The 15,629-nt window shown below is 65.2% G+C and carries 11 protein-coding genes; 7 read left to right on the plus strand and 4 right to left on the minus strand.

Going from position 1 to position 15,629, the window contains the following annotated elements:
• Positions 1 to 13: 13 nt before the first annotated feature.
• Positions 14 to 2,374, plus strand: a complete 2,361-nt coding sequence (locus BUC24_RS01310; protein WP_178372459.1) for a DUF1631 family protein — start codon at positions 14 to 16, stop codon at positions 2,372 to 2,374.
• Here the strand turns inward: BUC24_RS01310 and BUC24_RS01315 are convergent.
• Positions 2,371 to 3,042 carry a hypothetical protein gene (locus BUC24_RS01315; RefSeq protein ID WP_073212282.1) on the minus strand — a complete coding sequence of 224 codons (672 nt, stop codon included), beginning with the start codon at positions 3,040 to 3,042 and terminating at the stop codon, positions 2,371 to 2,373. The genes BUC24_RS01310 and BUC24_RS01315 overlap by 4 nt on opposite strands.
• An 89-nt stretch (positions 3,043 to 3,131) precedes the next feature.
• Entirely contained in the window at positions 3,132 to 3,791 is a 660-nt protein-coding gene (locus BUC24_RS01320) for a hypothetical protein (protein ID WP_143167355.1), read from the minus strand.
• Positions 3,792 to 4,054: 263 nt separating this feature from the next.
• On the opposite strand from BUC24_RS01320, the gene dnaE reads away from it, so the two are divergent.
• The 3 genes from dnaE to BUC24_RS01335 are packed head-to-tail and all read left to right on the plus strand — an operon-like array spanning position 4,055 to position 9,717.
• Complete coding sequence (gene dnaE / locus BUC24_RS01325) at positions 4,055 to 7,597, plus strand: DNA polymerase III subunit alpha (RefSeq protein WP_229447951.1); 3,543 nt, start codon at positions 4,055 to 4,057, stop codon at positions 7,595 to 7,597.
• Positions 7,598 to 8,635, plus strand: a complete 1,038-nt coding sequence (locus tag BUC24_RS01330) for a glycosyltransferase family 9 protein (RefSeq protein WP_073212284.1) — start codon at positions 7,598 to 7,600, stop codon at positions 8,633 to 8,635.
• Entirely contained in the window at positions 8,632 to 9,717 is a 1,086-nt protein-coding gene (locus BUC24_RS01335) for a glycosyltransferase family 4 protein (protein WP_083598629.1), read from the plus strand. The genes BUC24_RS01330 and BUC24_RS01335 overlap by 4 nt, the downstream gene beginning before the upstream one ends.
• On the opposite strand, the gene BUC24_RS01340 is transcribed toward BUC24_RS01335, so the two are convergent.
• Entirely contained in the window at positions 9,629 to 10,744 is a 1,116-nt protein-coding gene (locus BUC24_RS01340) for a glycosyltransferase family 2 protein (RefSeq protein WP_073212285.1), read from the minus strand. The two genes, BUC24_RS01335 and BUC24_RS01340, sit on opposite strands and share 89 nt — an antisense overlap.
• 2 nt (positions 10,745 to 10,746) lie before the next feature.
• On the minus strand, positions 10,747 to 11,574 hold the full coding sequence (locus tag BUC24_RS01345) for a glycosyltransferase family 2 protein (protein WP_073212286.1): 828 nt from the start codon (positions 11,572 to 11,574) through the stop codon (positions 10,747 to 10,749).
• A 58-nt stretch (positions 11,575 to 11,632) separates the two neighbouring features.
• On the opposite strand from BUC24_RS01345, the gene BUC24_RS01350 reads away from it, so the two are divergent.
• From BUC24_RS01350 to waaF, 3 genes are read left to right on the plus strand one after another with little or no spacing between them, the layout of a single operon-like run.
• Positions 11,633 to 12,889, plus strand: a complete 1,257-nt coding sequence (locus BUC24_RS01350; RefSeq protein WP_073212287.1) for an O-antigen ligase family protein — start codon at positions 11,633 to 11,635, stop codon at positions 12,887 to 12,889.
• The gene (gene msbA, locus BUC24_RS01355) at positions 12,879 to 14,606 is read left to right on the plus strand and encodes a lipid A export permease/ATP-binding protein MsbA (RefSeq protein WP_073212288.1); all 1,728 of its coding nucleotides are present in this window, start codon (positions 12,879 to 12,881) and stop codon (positions 14,604 to 14,606) included. The genes BUC24_RS01350 and msbA overlap by 11 nt, the downstream gene beginning before the upstream one ends.
• Entirely contained in the window at positions 14,603 to 15,628 is a 1,026-nt protein-coding gene (gene waaF / locus BUC24_RS01360; RefSeq protein WP_073212289.1) for a lipopolysaccharide heptosyltransferase II, read from the plus strand. Before msbA ends, waaF begins: the two co-directional genes overlap by 4 nt.
• Position 15,629 lies beyond the last annotated feature (1 nt).

The raw sequence follows: 15,629 nt of genomic DNA on the forward strand, positions 1-15,629 counted from the left end.
ACAGCCGCCGCCCATGCATATACCAAAACGCATCATCCGCCTGGCCAAGGAACGCGCACTGCAGAGCTTTACCAGCCTGGCTGAACAGACCGTTGCCGAAGCCGATGCCCACCTGACGCGCAGCATGAGCGGCGCCAGTTCGACCGAGATGTACAACATCAACCATCTGCGTACCTTCCTGCGCAGCGAAGCGCGCGTCCTGCGCACCCGCATGGAACGCCACTTTGCCGGCCTGCTCGAGCGCGCCATGGTCACCATGCACGTCGATCTGCGCGCCACCCAGACGCAGGACATTGATTACAACAGCCTGGCCCTGATTGACGACGACGTGCTGGTACGCCATCTCGACGTCGAGCGCCTGGTCGGGCGCCTGCGCGACGCCGAAACCACGCCGCTGAACCGGGTCAATCTGACCATTGCGGTCATGCATAACGACCGTGAGGCGCGCGAGCGCGAAAACCCCTTCCGGCCCTACCTGCTGGCGCGCGCCCTGCACGAGGCGCTGCGCGAAACCGTCTTTGACGAGACCCAGGCCAAGCAGCTGTTCGAGGCGCTGGGCGCGGCCATGACACGGCGGCTGCCCGGCTTTTATGCCGGCATCCTGGGCGTGTTTGAAGCCGGGGGCGTGAATGCCCGTCTGGCAGCGCGCCCCTCGGCCATGTCGCGCGCCGAACGCGAGCGCCTGGCCTGGCAGGCAGCGGCGCGCCAGCTGACCGGACGCGCGCGCGGCGGCAGCGGCGGCGGACGCAGCGGCCCGGCCACAATCGCGCCCGGCATGGCTGGCGGCCCGGCTGCCGCGGGCCCGCAGACGGGAATCACCGCGGGAAGCAACGCGGGCGCCAACGCGCAAGCAGGCGCGGGTGGGGCTTTGTCCGGCCGCCTGCTGCCCACGCTCGAGCGTCTGCGCGAGCTGCAGCAGGCGGCGGCCGAATTCGCGCCCCAGGGCCAGTTGCCCGACTTTCTCGACCTGGTGTGGGACATGTTCCATCAGCCCAAAGGGGGCGGCACGGCGCCGCTGCTCGATGATGGCGCCGGCAACAATGTGCGCAATGCGCTCGATACGGTGCTGCTAGCCATGCAGCAGGCCGTCGCCGGCGGCGATCCGGCCCCGGCGCCGCTGGGCCTGCGCGTGCTGCTGGCCGACCATCCCGACAAGCCCGCTGGCGACTCCGAGCAGACCCGCATCATGGATGTGTCGGCACTGCTGTTCCAGTCGATTGCCCACGATGAAACCCTCAGCCCGCTGATGCGCACCCAGTTCGAGCGCCTGTTCCTGCCGTTCGTGCGGGCGGCGCTGATGGAGCCGGAATTGCTGCATCAGGCCGGCCACCCGCTGCGGCGCCTGATTGACCGTCTCGGTTCGCTGGGCGAAGTGGTCGAGCCGGGCTTGCCGGCGCCAGCCCTGCCGCCCGCGCAGCTGGAGGCAGTCGTGGCCACGCTGCTGACCCGGTTCGACGCGGACATGGCCGTGTTCAGCGATGCCGAACGCATGCTGGACCGCCACGTGGCAACCCAGCTCGCAGCCATCGTGCCTGGCGTGGCGGTGTGTGCGGCGGCGCTGGCCGAAGCCGCCGCCGACAGTGCGCGCCTGGCCGGTGCCGGTGTGGCCATGAGCGCGGCGCTGCAGCCGCTGCAGGTCGACCCGCGCCTGGCCGACTTCCTGCTCGCCACCTGGACCCGGGTCCTGAGCCACCCCGGTCCCGGCGCCAGCGCCGCTGCCGCGCTGCTGCCCGAGCTGCTCTGGAGCGCGCAGGAAAAGAACACGCCCGAAGACCGGGCCCAGCTCATGCGCATGCTGCCGCATCTGGTGCGCCAGGTACGCGAGGGGATGGCCTCGATTTCGCTGCCGGAAGGGCCGTCGCAATCGGCCTTTGACCGGCTCGTGGCCGTGCACATGGATGTCTTGGGCGGCAAGCAGGAAGTGGCGCGCCGGCCGATGACGCTGGAACAGTATCAGGCCAGCTTCCGTGATTTTGCGATCCACGAGGATGTGGGCGCCAGCGGCGGCTGGGTGGGCGGCTTCGAACTGGAAGCGGCGCTGACCCGGCGCCAGGCGGCGGCCACCCTGCACGCCAAGTCGGCCGCGCGCATCGCCCAGGCGCAGGACGCCGATTTGCTGGCCTGGGCCCGCCCGGGCACGCCCTTCGAAATGCGCCTGGGCGAGCGCTACGCCCAAGCCTTGCTGACGGCGGCGCCGGCCGGCGACAGCGCCTTCCTGTTTGCCGTGGCCGGCCAGGCGCATGGCGAAATCTATCTGCGCGACGCCCTGCTGGACGCGATGGAGCAGGGCAGTGTGCGTCCGCTCGAGAACGCGCACCTGTTTGACCGGGCCGTGCAGACCTTGATGGCGGGGGCGGAATCGCTGTCGGACTAACGCGGCTCTGTTGTTGTCAGACCGAGCTGCAGCACCAGGCTGTCGTAGCTCGCTTGCGCGCGTGCGCGCTCGGCGTGGGTCAGCCGCTGGAAGCTGCCCGCGCGCCGCTTCAAGGTGGCGCTGTCGGCATCGTGCAGCGCCTCGGCCACGCGGGTCCAGGCATGCGCGTCCACCAGATCGCCTTGATCGAGCGCCTTGGCGGCCATCACGGCCGCAATATGGGGATAGCCTGACTTGATCGCCAGCGAAAACAGCTGGCGCGACAGTCGCGCCGGATCGGCGCCCCGGTCAAATCCGGGATCGTCTTGCAGCACTTCCCATTCCGACTCGTACTGCTCGGCCATCTGGATCATGGCGAAAGAATCGCCCTGCCGTGCCAGCGCTGTCAGGGTGCGCAAATCCATGGTGTAGTACGGCTCAGGCGTACTGTATTGACGGGCCTGCATGCGCTGGCGGCGCGCCGCAATCCGCTGCGGTGGACTGTCGGGTAGCGCCGCGGCGATGCCGAAGGGCGATTGCAAGCTGCCCTGGCCGGCAAGCTGCCAATGTCGGCCAGCTGCCTGTGGCGCGGCAGCTGGCGCCGCGGGCACGGGGCGCGCCGGCACCTGCAGCCAGACATAGGCGCCCAGGGCGAGCGATCCGATCAACACGGCGAGTTGTTTGTGCATGGTAGAAAGCCAGTGTCGGGCCGGGCGCGCTGCCCCGGCCTGTTGTGCTTGCGCCCCGCGACGCTGCGAACGGCAGGGCGGAAGGGGAGTTACTTCGTGCCGGGGAAGGTATCGAGCGGCCAGCCTTCGGCACACAGCCATGCGTTCTGCTGCATCGCCAGATAGGTCGCGTAACGTCCGCCGGAGGCATATACCCAGCTGAGGTATTTCCCGTCCTTGCAGATTGGGAAAAGGTAAATCTGCCCATCATTCGCGCCCGAATCGTCCGTGTACAGGCGCTGCTCGACCCGTCCCCAGCCTTTTTGAATCGTCAGGGAGCCATCTTCGCCCAGCACGAATTGGTAGTTCATGTCTCTGGGCTGGTTGCCGCCGTTGGCGGCGTAGCGCGCAACGAATTTGGGATTGATAAAACCTGGCCCGTAGACGACGAAGTTGCCGTCGGCCTGCATGCGCGCATACGCACGGCCATGACCGGCACCGGTGCTAAAGGGAGTCTTGATGGTCTGGATATGTTTTTTGTACACGACCACGGCACCGTTCTCGCGCGCCATGAACAAACGGCGACGCAGCACCAAATTGCCGTCGTCGGCTTGCATGTGGAGTTCGTAGACGCGATTCTTGCTGACCATCATGTCGCCGGGCATGAGATTGGTTTCGGCGTTGAGGACGGGGCCAACTTCGGCGGCCGATGCGCCCGCAGCGAGCAGCACGGCGGAAAGGAGAGCGATTGCGAGGGAGGTTTTTTTCATGGGATCCAGTGGGTAAGGTTTGCGGCAACCGGCAATGGCGCCGGCCGCCGCGCAAGTGGCGCTCAGCTTGCAGGCCGTCAAACGATCATGCTTTTTTAGCAACTGTGAGTGCGGCACGCAGTCTGGGGGCTGGCGCCGCCGGCGGTAACTAGTCGATATGCGGGTTGACGGGCGGACAGTTCTTCAGATAAGAAGAAAGAGCCCAAGCAAGCGCTTGCGGCGCGGTAAAATAGTGTTTTTTGGTGTGCAGGCGAAGCGGAAATATGAGCATGGAAGTCATGGAAGTGGGCGGCGTGGCCGCGCCAGTCAAGGCAGCCCCCGGGTTTGTGCATCTGCGCGTCCATTCCGAGTACTCGATTGTCGACGGCCTGGTACGCATTGACGACGTCGTCGCCGCTGCCGCCAAGGACAAGCAGGCGGCGCTGGCCATCACCGATCTGGCCAACCTGTTCGGCATGGTCAAGTTCTACAAGGCCGCGCGCGGCAAGGGGGTCAAGCCGGTGATCGGGGTCGATGCCTGGATCTCGAACGACGACAACCGCGACAAGCCGAGCCGCTTGCTGCTGCTGGCCAAAAACCACATGGGTTACCTGCAGCTGTGCGATCTGCTTTCGCGCGCCTGGCTGACCAACCAGCACAAGGGACGCGCCGAACTGCGGCCCGAGTGGCTCGAGCAGCTGGCCACGTCCACCTCGACCCTGCATCCTGAGCAAAGCCAGGCCAATGGCTTGATTGTGCTCTCGGGCGCCCATTTCGGCGACGTCGGCAGCGCGATCGAAAACGGCAACCTGGCCCTGGCCGAACGCTGCGCGGCGCGCTGGGCGAGGGTGTTCCCTGGTCACTTCTACATCGAGATTCAGCGCGCGGGCCAGCCCAACCAGGAAGCCCAGGTGCGCCACGCGGTGGCGCTGGCGGCCAAGCTGGGTCTGCCCGTGGTGGCCACCCATCCGATCCAGTTTCTCTCGCCCGACGAATACATCGCGCACGAAGCGCGCACCTGTATCGCCGAAGGCGAGATGCTGGCCAACGCCAAGCGGGTCAAGCGCTTCAACGAAGAGATGCGCTTCAAGTCGCAGGCCGAGATGCAGACCCTGTTTGCCGACATGCCGGCGGCGCTGGCCAATTCGGTGGAGATTGCCAAGCGCTGCAACGTGGTGCTCACCCTGGGCAAACCGCAGCTGCCGAACTTTCCGACCCCGCCCGGGATGACGATTGACGAGTTTCTGGTGGCCGAATCGAAAGCGGGGCTGGAACAGCGCCTGATTCACCTGTACCCCGATCCGGTCAAGCGCGAGGCGCAGCGCGAGCGCTACGAGTCGCGCCTGAAGTTCGAGACCGACACCATCTGCAACATGAAATTCCCCGGCTACTTCCTGATCGTGGCCGAATTCATCAAGTGGGCCAAGGAAAACGGCGTGCCGGTGGGCCCGGGCCGCGGCTCGGGTGCCGGTTCGCTGGTGGCGTATTCGCTGCTCATTACCGACCTCGATCCGCTCCAGTACAACCTGCTGTTCGAACGCTTCCTGAACCCGGAACGGGTCTCGATGCCCGACTTCGATATCGACTTTTGCCAGGAAGGGCGCGACCGCGTCATCCAGCACGTCAAGGATTTGTACGGCAAGGAAGCGGTCTCGCAGATTGCCACCTTCGGTACCATGGCAGCCAAGGGCGCGATCCGCGACGTGGGCCGCGTGCTCGATTTCGGCTACAACTTCTGCGATGGCATTTCCAAGCTGATTCCCTTCAAGCCGGGCAAACCAGTGACCATTGCCGACGCCATCGAAGAAGAACCGATGCTCAAGGAGCGCCTGGAAAACGAGGACGAGGTCAAGCAGCTGCTGGCGCTGGCCCAGCAAGTGGAAGGCATCGCCCGTAACATCGGCATGCACGCCGGGGGCGTGCTGATCGCGCCAGGCAAGCTGACCGACTTCTGCCCTCTGTACACCCAGGGCGGCGACTCGGGCGTGGTCTCGCAGTACGACAAGGATGACGTGGAGGCCGTGGGCCTGGTCAAGTTCGACTTTCTGGGTCTGACCACGCTCACCATCCTGGACCGCGCGGTGCGCTACATCAAGCAGCTCGATCCGGCCAATGCCGACTTCGCGCTGGAAAAACTGCCGCTCAACGACAAGGCCTCGTACGATCTGCTGACCAAGGCAAAGACGGTCGCCATCTTCCAGCTCGAGTCGCGCGGCATGCAGGGCATGCTGAAAGACGCGCGTCCCGACCGCTTTGAAGACATCATCGCGCTGGTGGCGCTGTACCGTCCGGGCCCGATGGACCTGATTCCGGACTTCTGCAAGCGCAAGCACGGCGAAAAATTCGACTATCCCGATCCGCGCACCGAAGTCATTCTGTCCGAAACCTACGGCATCATGGTGTACCAGGAGCAGGTGATGCAGATGGCCCAGATCGTGGGCGGCTACTCGCTGGGCGGGGCTGACATGCTGCGCCGCGCGATGGGTAAGAAGAAGGCCGAAGAAATGGCCGAGCACCGCGAGATCTTCCGCGCTGGCGCCGCCAAGGATGGCCTGTCGGCCGAAAAGGCCGACGAGATCTTCGACTTGATGGAAAAGTTCGCCGGCTACGGCTTCAACAAGTCGCACGCGGCCGCCTACGCGCTGCTGTCGTACCACACGGCTTACCTGAAGGCGCACCACACGGCCGCCTTCATGGCAGCCAACTTGTCGCTGGCCATGGACGATACCGACAAGATCAAGATCCTGGTGGAAGACGCGATCGAGGTGTGCAAGCTGACGCTGCTGCCGCCGGACATCAACCATTCCGACTACCGCTTTGTGCCGGAAGGCCCGCCGCCATCGGTCACAGGCAAGCGCGTGACCAATATCCGTTATGGCCTGGGCGCAGTCAAGGGATCGGGCCAGTCGGCCATCGAAGCGATCATCGCCGCGCGCCAGAACGGGGGCAACTTCAAGGACTTGTTCGATTTCTGCAAGCGGGTCGACCGCAAGCAGATCAACCGGCGCACGATCGAGTCGCTGATCCGCGCTGGCGCCATGGACTGCTTTGGCGTGGACCGCGCCATTTTGCTGGCCTCGGTGGCGTTTGCGGTGGAAGTGGCGGACCAGGCGCACGCCTCGGCCAATCAGGTCAGCCTGTTTGGGGGCGACGATTCCGACCTGGTGGCGCCGCCCGACTACGTCAAGGCCACGCCGTTTACCGACCGTCAGAAGCTGGCCGAAGAAAAAGTCGCACTGGGCTTTTACCTGTCGGGCCACATGTTCGATTCGTTTGCCGGCGAAGCGCGCCGCTTTGCGCGCACCAAGCTGGCCGACCTGGAGCCCTCGCGCGAAGCGCGCATGATGTGCGGCGTGATCACCGGTGTGCGCACCCAGATGACCCAGCGCGGCAAGATCCTGATCGTCTCGCTTGACGACAAGACCGGGGTGGTCGAAGTGACGGTCTACAGCGAAGTGGCCGACATGAACAAGAACATCTTCAAGGAAGACGAATTCCTGGCAGTGGTGGGCAAGGTGTCGGAAGACCGCTTCAACGGCGGCCTGCGCATCACCGCCGAAAAAGTCTACGACATGACGCTGGCGCGCGTGCACTACGGACGCCAGCTTGGCTTGTTCCTGCCAGGGACCGTGCCCTCGCACCGTCTGGCCGAGGTGCTGCAGCCGCACCGCAACAGCAACGGCTTGCCAGTGGCAATGCGGATCAAGCCGCAGGGCGTGGACGCCACCTTGCAGTTGGGCGAAGACTGGCGCGTGGCGCCATCGGACGCGCTGACGCTGGCGCTGGAGCAGGTATTGGGAGCTAAAGAAGTGGCGGTCGAATACTAGATGCGCGCACCCAGGTCGACAGCGCGGCGCATCCTGATCTGCCGCACAGACAATATCGGCGACGTCGTCCTGACGCTGCCGCTGGCCGGCTGGCTCAAGCAGCAGCTGCCCGGCGTGCAGGTCGACTTTTTGGTGCGCAGCTATGCCGCGCCGGTGGCGCGCCTGTCGCGTTTTATCGACCAGGTGCACTGCATTGACGACTTCCCGCGCGCTGAACAGCTGTTTGCCCATCATGCCTACGACACCGTGGTGTTCGCGTATCCGAACCGGCGCCTGGCGCAGGCGGCCTGGCGCGCACGCGTGCCCGAGCGGATCGGCACCAGCCACCGCCTGTATCACTGGCTGCGCTGCAATCGGCTGGTGCATTTCAGCCGGGTCAAATCGACCCTGCACGAAGCGCAGCTCAATTTTGCCTTGCTGCGCCCCCTTGGCCTGACCCACACGCCCACGCCAGCCGAGATCGTGCCCCTGTATGGTTTGGCAGCACCGGCCCTGGCGCGCGCCGAGGCGCTGGCGGCCCAGGCGCCGTTCAATCTGATCATCCATCCCAAATCCAACGGCAACGGGCGCGAGTGGCCGCTGGCGCATTACACCGCCCTGGCGCAGCAGCTGGCTGACGATGGCGGCATTCGCCTGTGGGTGACCGGCAGCGGCTCGGAAGGCACATTGCTGGCGCAGGCCGCGCCCGACTTGCTGGCCTTGCCCAATGTGGTGAATCTGTGCGGCCAGTTCGACCTGGGCGAGCTGGCTGCGCTGATTGGCGCCGCCGATGGCCTGGTCGCCAGCGGCACCGGCCCAATGCATCTGGCGGCGGCCCTGGGCCGGCCCACACTGGGCCTGTTCCCGCCGATCAAACCAATTGATGCAGGCCGCTGGGGTGCCCTGGGGGCGCAGGCGCAATCGATGACGGCCCCGCAGCGCTGCGCCAGTTGCGCCGACAAGGACAGCTGCCGCTGCATGGAGGCCATCAGTCCGGCCCAGGTGGCGCAGGTGGTGCGTGCCTGGCGCGCGGCCCAAGTGAGCCGGGCCTGCGCATGAAGCCACGGATTCTGGTGACCTTCGATTCGATGCGTTACGCGAACACGGGATTACATACCTTTGGCGCAAGCCTGGGCCGCGAACTGCTGCGCCAGCGCGGCGCCGCATTCGATCTGCATGCCTATGTGTATCCGGTAAACCGGGGCTTCCTGGGCAGCGCGGTCCAGTATGTGCGCCACAACCTGCTGCACCGTTATTTTTTTCCGAAGGCCCGGGCCTACGATCTGGTGCATTTCAGCGACCAGTATTGCCGCTTTGGTCCGGCGCGCGTGCATGCGCCCACGATTCTCACGGTCACCGACCTGAACCAGCTGCACGAACTGGCGCCGGATAGCCCGCGCCTGGTCAAATATCTGGGCCGCATGCGCGCGCGCATCGCGCAGGCGAGCCGGATTGTGACAATTTCCCAGTTTGTGGCGGACGACGTGGCGCGCCACTTCCCCGAGGCTGCCGATAAAATCTCCGTGATCTACTGCGGCACCAATTTCAGCGCCGCACCGGCCGACCACCAGCCCCAGTTTGTGCCGCGCCAGCCCTTCCTGTTCACCATTGGCATGGTGTGCGAGAAAAAGAATTTCCACGTGCTGGTGCCTCTGCTGCAGGGCAACGACCTGCAACTGGTGATCGCTGGCATCGTCAAGGAAGGGTATCGCGACAGGATTCTGGCCGCGGCCCGGGAATATGGCGTGGCCGAGCGGGTGGTCATCACCGGGCCCGTCAGCGAACACGACAAGAACTGGTATTACGCCCATTGCCAGGCTTTCCTGTTCCCGTCGCTGGCTGAAGGTTTTGGCTTGCCCGTGCTGGAAGCGATGCATCACGGCAAACCCGTGTTTTTGTCCACCAGTACCTCGCTGCCGGAAGTGGGCGGCGACGCAGCCTATTATTTTGACGATTTCGGGCCCGACGCCATGCGCGCCGTGCTGGCGGCTGGCATGGCCGACTTTGCTGAGCGCGACGGGGAGGCACGGGCGCGCGCCCGCGCCGCGCTATTTACGTGGGAAAATGCGGCGCGCGATTATGTGGCGCTGTACCACGCGCTGCTCGCACGCCCGCCTTCCCCAGGCGGCGCCACAGCCTGAGCTTGCGGCTGGCGGCGCGCTTGAAGTTGCGCACCAGGCCGCCCGCAAAAGCGCTTTCCACCTGGCGCACGATGACCGCGTCCAGCGTGCGGTCGTTCGAGATCATGCCGTTGCTGCCGGCAATGGCGACCAGGGTGGCCCAGTCGTTGAACAGCCCGCCCACAAACAGCGGCTGGATCAATGCCCGCACGCGGCGCCCGTCGGCGCGCGGCAGCCGGTACGAGTTTTTGACCACACCCACATAGAAGTAGGCCGCGGCGATGTCGAAATGGCGGCGCACCGAGTCGGGCACCGCGCAGGCTTGCAGGTGGCGCCGGGCCACTGGCAGGGCAGCGGCGAAATCGAGGCACCACTGCTCGGACACGGCGCTCTCGCCCGGATGCTGGCGATAGTCGATCACGGGGTGGGGCAGGTGCACCAGCGACGCGCATTGGGCCAGCAGGCGCGGCACGGTAGCCACGTCCTCGAACATGCGCTCGGGCGGGAACACGGGCGCGGGCAGGCGCGCGTAGATCTCGCGCCGGAACACATTCGACCAGATGTACATCTGGCGGTCGGCGAAAAAGGTATTGAGGATGGTTTCGCTCTCGCGCAGCAGCTTGCCGACCGGGTAGCCGAGGCGCACGTCGCGGGTGCGGGCCGGATCGTCCGGGTACCAGAAGCGGAAGTCGCAGGCCAGCACGTCGGGTGCGCCGGCGGCGATGGCCTGGTCCATGGCGGCCAGGGCGCCCGGCAGCAGCACGTCGTCGCCATCGACAAAGGCGATGTAATCGCCCTGGGCCACGCGCAGGCAGTGGTTACGGGCGCTGGCCATGCCGGCCCGCTCCTGGCTGAAAATATGGAAGTTGACGCCGCCGTAGGCTTCTTGTGCCTTGAAGGCGCGCGCCAGGGTATTGTCGCGCGAGCCGTCGTCGACGACAATCAGTTCGTGGTGGGGGCGCAGCTGGCTGAGGATCGATTGCAGACACTGGTCGATGTAGCGCTGCATGTTCTGCGCGGGGACGACGATGCTGATCGACGCTTGCATGGTCAGGCGGCGCGGTGAGAACGCAGGCCCTGCGTGGCCAGGACGGTTTTGGCGGCGGCGCGTTCGAGCACCACGCTGCGGTTCGACGATGCCTGATCGCGCTTGGCTTCGCGGTGCCACAGGTGGAATACTTCGGTGGCGAAGGCGCCATCCTTGCGCATGATGCCGGCGTTGTACAGGCGCACGACCAGGTCGGAATCTTCGTGGCCCCAGCCCAGGAAGCTTTCATCGAAACCGTCGACCGCATCAAGGTCGGCGCGCCACACGCCCAGATTGCAGCTCTTGATGCGGCGCCAGGTAAAGCGCCGGCTTTCGCGGCCCAGGTCGGGCCAGCGCAGCAGCACCTGCAGCACCTTGTTGAAGTCGCCGCGCAGGCGCCAGAGCAGTTTTTGCCAGGCGCTGGCGGCCGGCAGGTCGATTTGTTCGCTTAAAATGCGCCCGGTGAGCGCTTCGCTGAGCAGCACCCGGCTGCCCGACACCAGAAAGCCCGGCCGCGCCAGTTTGCGGTGCTGCGCAATGAAGTCACGCTGGGGCACGCAATCGCCGTCCAAAAACACGATATAGTCGCCGCGCGCGGCCAGGGTACCGCGGTTGCGCGCCATGGCCGCGCGAAAGCCGTTATCGGGCTGCCAGACATGCTGCAAAGGCACCGGCGAACGCGCCTTGAGGGCATCGATGCAGGCCTGCGTGTTGGCAGTGGAGCCGTCATCAGCGATAATGATTTCAAAATTGGTATCGCTCTGGGCAAAACACGCCTGCACCACGGCCGTCAGGGCATCGGGCCGGTTGTAGGTCGTAATGACAACGGAAATGAAGGGTGATTGCTGCATGGGTGTGAAAATAGCGTCCGGACGCATATGGTAGCAAGAATATCCCACTAGAAGATGAATGAACACTAACTTGATAAAATCGCTGGGGTCGAAGCAGGCCGTCACCGCAACCCTGATGTTTCTGCTTCCTTTCCTCAGCGTCAGTGCGCTTTGGGGCACCAGTGTCTGCAGTTTCCTGTTTTTCCTGTTTGCATTAGCCAACTTTTCCGATTGCCGCGCCGCCGTCGCCCGCCATTGGCCTGCGCTGCGCTGGGTGGTGCTGGCGTTTGCCTGCCATTTTCTCTTCGTTGTTGCCTGTTTCCTGCTGCGCAAAGAAGCCATTCTCGGCAGCCTGGAAAAACCGCTGCGCATGCTGCTTGCCGTCAGCGCCATGGCGCTGGTGCTGGCCTACCGCCCCGACCGGCGCCTGTTGTGGTGGGGCGTGACCGGGGGCGCCGTTGGCGGGGCGTTGCTGGTGGCGTATCAGCGTCTGGCGCTGGGCATGGAGCGTCCGGGCGGTTTTTTGAACGCCATCACGACCGGGGACTTGCTGCTGAGCCTGGGATTGCTGGCGCTGGCCGCCGAAATCGACCTGCGCGGCACGCGCTACTGGCGCTGGGCCCTGGTGGGCATTGTGGCCGGGGTGGGTGGGGCGCTCATTACCGGTACCCGCGGCGGGGTCATTTCCTTGCTGCTGGCGCTGCTGCTGCTGATTCGCTATGCCCACGCGCTGGGCGGCAAGCGCGTGCGTGCGCTGCTGCTGGCCGGGCTGGCGGTTGCCGGTGCCAGTTATTTCGTGCCGCAGACCGGGGTCGCGGAGCGTTTGAACCAAGGCGTCGACGATGTGGAAACCTACTTTGCGGGCGGCTCGGCCTACACCAACGTCGGCATCCGCCTGGCCTTGTGGAAGTCAGCGTCGCTGCAGATCGGCGCGCATCCCCTGCTGGGAGTGGACATGGTGCGTGCCAAGCGCGAGCAGCGCGCGCTGGCCGACAAAGGCCTGGTCGACCCGGTGGTGGTGCCAACCGTGCACTATCATAACGACAGCATGCAGGTGCTGGTGACCGGTGGCGTGATTGGCTGGCTGGCCTGGCTGGCCACTTTGCTGACGCCGCTGGCTTTCTTTGTGCGCCAGCTGCGCGCTGCAGCACACACCGGGGCCGCGCACGCACGCGTGGCGCTGGCGCTGGCCGGCGCGCTGGTGGTACTGGGCTTCATCGGTTTCGGCCTGACTGAAGTGATATTCTGGTCGGTCAAGGCCAGCCTGTTCTATGCCCTCACCGTATTTGTGCTCATGGGCCTGTGCCTGAACGCGAAAGAACAAGATGGACAATAGTGTGATCGTCGCCCGCCTGCTGGCCGTGGTGAAACCCTACCGCAACCGGGCGATCCTGTCGTTTCTGACCATGGCCGGTACCGCCGTGACCGAGCCTGCGCTGGGCCGCGCCCTGCAGCTCCTGATCGACAAGGGCTTCGGTCCGCACAAGGTGGCATTCAGCTTGTGGCTGGTGCCGCTGATACTGCTGACGATTTTCGTCTCGCGCGGTATTTTTACCTTTTCAACCGCGTATCTGAACAACTGGATCATGAGCCGCGTGCTCAATGATTTGCGGCGCATGGTGTTCGACCGCCTGCTGCGCTTGCCGGTGGCGCGCTTTCATGACGAGTCGCCCGGCAAAATCATCAACACCGTGATTGCCGAAGTGCGCAACGTGGTCGACATGATCAACTCCGTGTTCATCGCCTTCGTGCGCGATTCGCTGGTGATTGTCGGCCTGCTTGGCATGCTGCTGTACACGAACTGGCGCCTGACGCTGATTGCACTGGTGGTCATGCCGGTCACGGCGCTGATCGTGCGCACCACGGCCAAACGGCTGCGCCGCCTGTCGCGCGACAACCAGCGCGTGACTGGCGAAATGACCCAGGTGGTGGAGGAAGCGGCGCGCGGCCACCAGGTGATCCGGGTGTTTGCCGGCGAGCGTTACGAAAAGGCGCGCTTCGAACAGCGCAGCAGCGCCATGCTGGGTTTTTCCCAGCGCATGACGGTGGCCAGCGCGGCCACGGTGCCGATTACCCAGACCGCCACCGCCATGGCCGTAGCGGTGGTGATCGTGATTGCGATGAGCACCGACATGAGCCAGGGCGCTTTCGTCAGTTTCATCATGATGATGCTGATGCTGCTCGCGCCGCTCAAGTCCCTGGTCGGGGTGAACGGACCGCTGCAGCGCGGCATGGCATCGGCGGAAATCATGTTTGGCATGATCGATGCGCCGCTCGAGGCCGACCCCGGCACACAAGTCATCCAACGGGCGCGCGGGCACCTGCGCTTCGAGCACGTGCGCTTCCGCTATTCGATCAATAATCCGCTGGCGCTGGACGACGTTTCGCTCGAAATCCAACCCGGGCAGACAGTGGCCCTGGTGGGCATGTCCGGTGGCGGCAAGTCGACCTTCGTTAACCTGGTCACGCGCTTTTATGCGCCTGAAAGCGGCAGCATCACCCTCGATGGCGTGCCGTACGAGGAACTGACCCTGGCCAGCCTGCGCGCCCAGCTGGCGATGGTCAGCCAGAACGTAGTGCTGTTTGACGACACGCTCGGCGCCAACATCGCCTACGGTGAAGAAAAGCCCGACCCGGTGCGCCTGCGCGCTGCCATCAAGGCTGCGCACCTGGACGACGTGGTGGCCGGTCTGAGCGAAGGCATCGACACGCCCATCGGCGAGAACGGCGCGCGCCTGTCGGGCGGGCAGCGGCAACGGGTGGCCATCGCGCGTGCCATTTACAAAGATGCGCCGATCCTGATTCTGGACGAAGCCACATCGGCGCTCGACAATGAATCCGAACGGGCCGTGCAGGCCGCACTCGATACCCTGATGGCCGGGCGTACCACGCTGGTGATTGCGCACCGCTTGTCGACCGTGGAGGCGGCTGACCGCATCGTGGTGCTGGACCAGGGCCGCATCGTTGAATCGGGCCGCCATGCCGAACTGCTGGCGCTGGACGGCATGTACGCCAAGCTGCACCAGCTGTCGTTCAAGAAGGCGGACGAATGAGCGGCCCGCGTATCCTGGTCATTTCGCCCAACTGGATTGGCGACGCCGTGATGGCGCAGCCCTTGCTGCAATTGCTGCGCCGTGCGCATCCCGAGTGCGTGATCGATGTGCTGGCGCCGCCCTCCGTGGCGCCAGTCTGGCGCGCCATGCGCGAAGTGGCCGAGGTGCTCGAAACGCCCTTCCGGCATGGCGCCCTGCAGCTGCGCGAGCGCTGGAAGTACGCCCAGGTTCTGCGCGCGCGCGGCTATGCCGAAGCGTATGTGCTGCCCAATACCCTCAAGTACGCATTGATTCCCTGGCTGGCCGGCATTCCCAAGCGGGTGGGCTACAAGGGCGAGATGCGGCATGGCCTGATCAATCGGATGCACCATGACGATGTGCCACCGCGGCCAATGGTGCCGTTCTACGCGTCGCTGGCAGGGGCGCCCGGTCCGGCCGCGCGCGATGTGCCGCGCCCGGTCATGCAGGTGGACCCTGCGCGCAGTGCGGCTGTGTGCGCACAGCACGGGATCGACAGCACGCGTTCGCTGGTCCTGTTTGCGCCAGGCGCCGAATTTGGCGCTGCCAAGCGCTGGCCGGCACGCCATTTCGCGGCCCTGGCGCAAGCCATCCGCGCGCGCGACCCCAACGCGCAAATTGGCTTGCTTGGTTCCCCCAAGGACAAACCCGCCTGCGACGACATTGTCGCCATCACCGGCGCCGACGGCATGTTCAACCTGGCCGGGGTGACCCGGCTTGATGAAGCGGTGGCCCTGATCGCGGCTGCATCGAGCGTGGTGGCCAACGATTCGGGTCTGCTGCATGTAGCGTCAGCGTTGAACCGGCCGGTGGTGGCCTTGTACGGCCCGACCGACCCCGATCACGCGCCGCCGTTCTCGGACATGGCGCGCGCCATGTCATTGCGGCTGGCGTGTTCGCCGTGCCGCCAGCGCGAGTGCCCGCTCGGGCATCACAACTGCATGGAGCAGATGGAAGCAAGCATGGTCTGGCAAGCACTGCGCCCGATGCTCGGTCCGCAGTAAG

This window comes from Massilia sp. CF038 (genome assembly GCF_900129765.1).
In the GTDB taxonomy this organism is placed as follows: Bacteria; Pseudomonadota; Gammaproteobacteria; order Burkholderiales; family Burkholderiaceae_D; genus Telluria_A.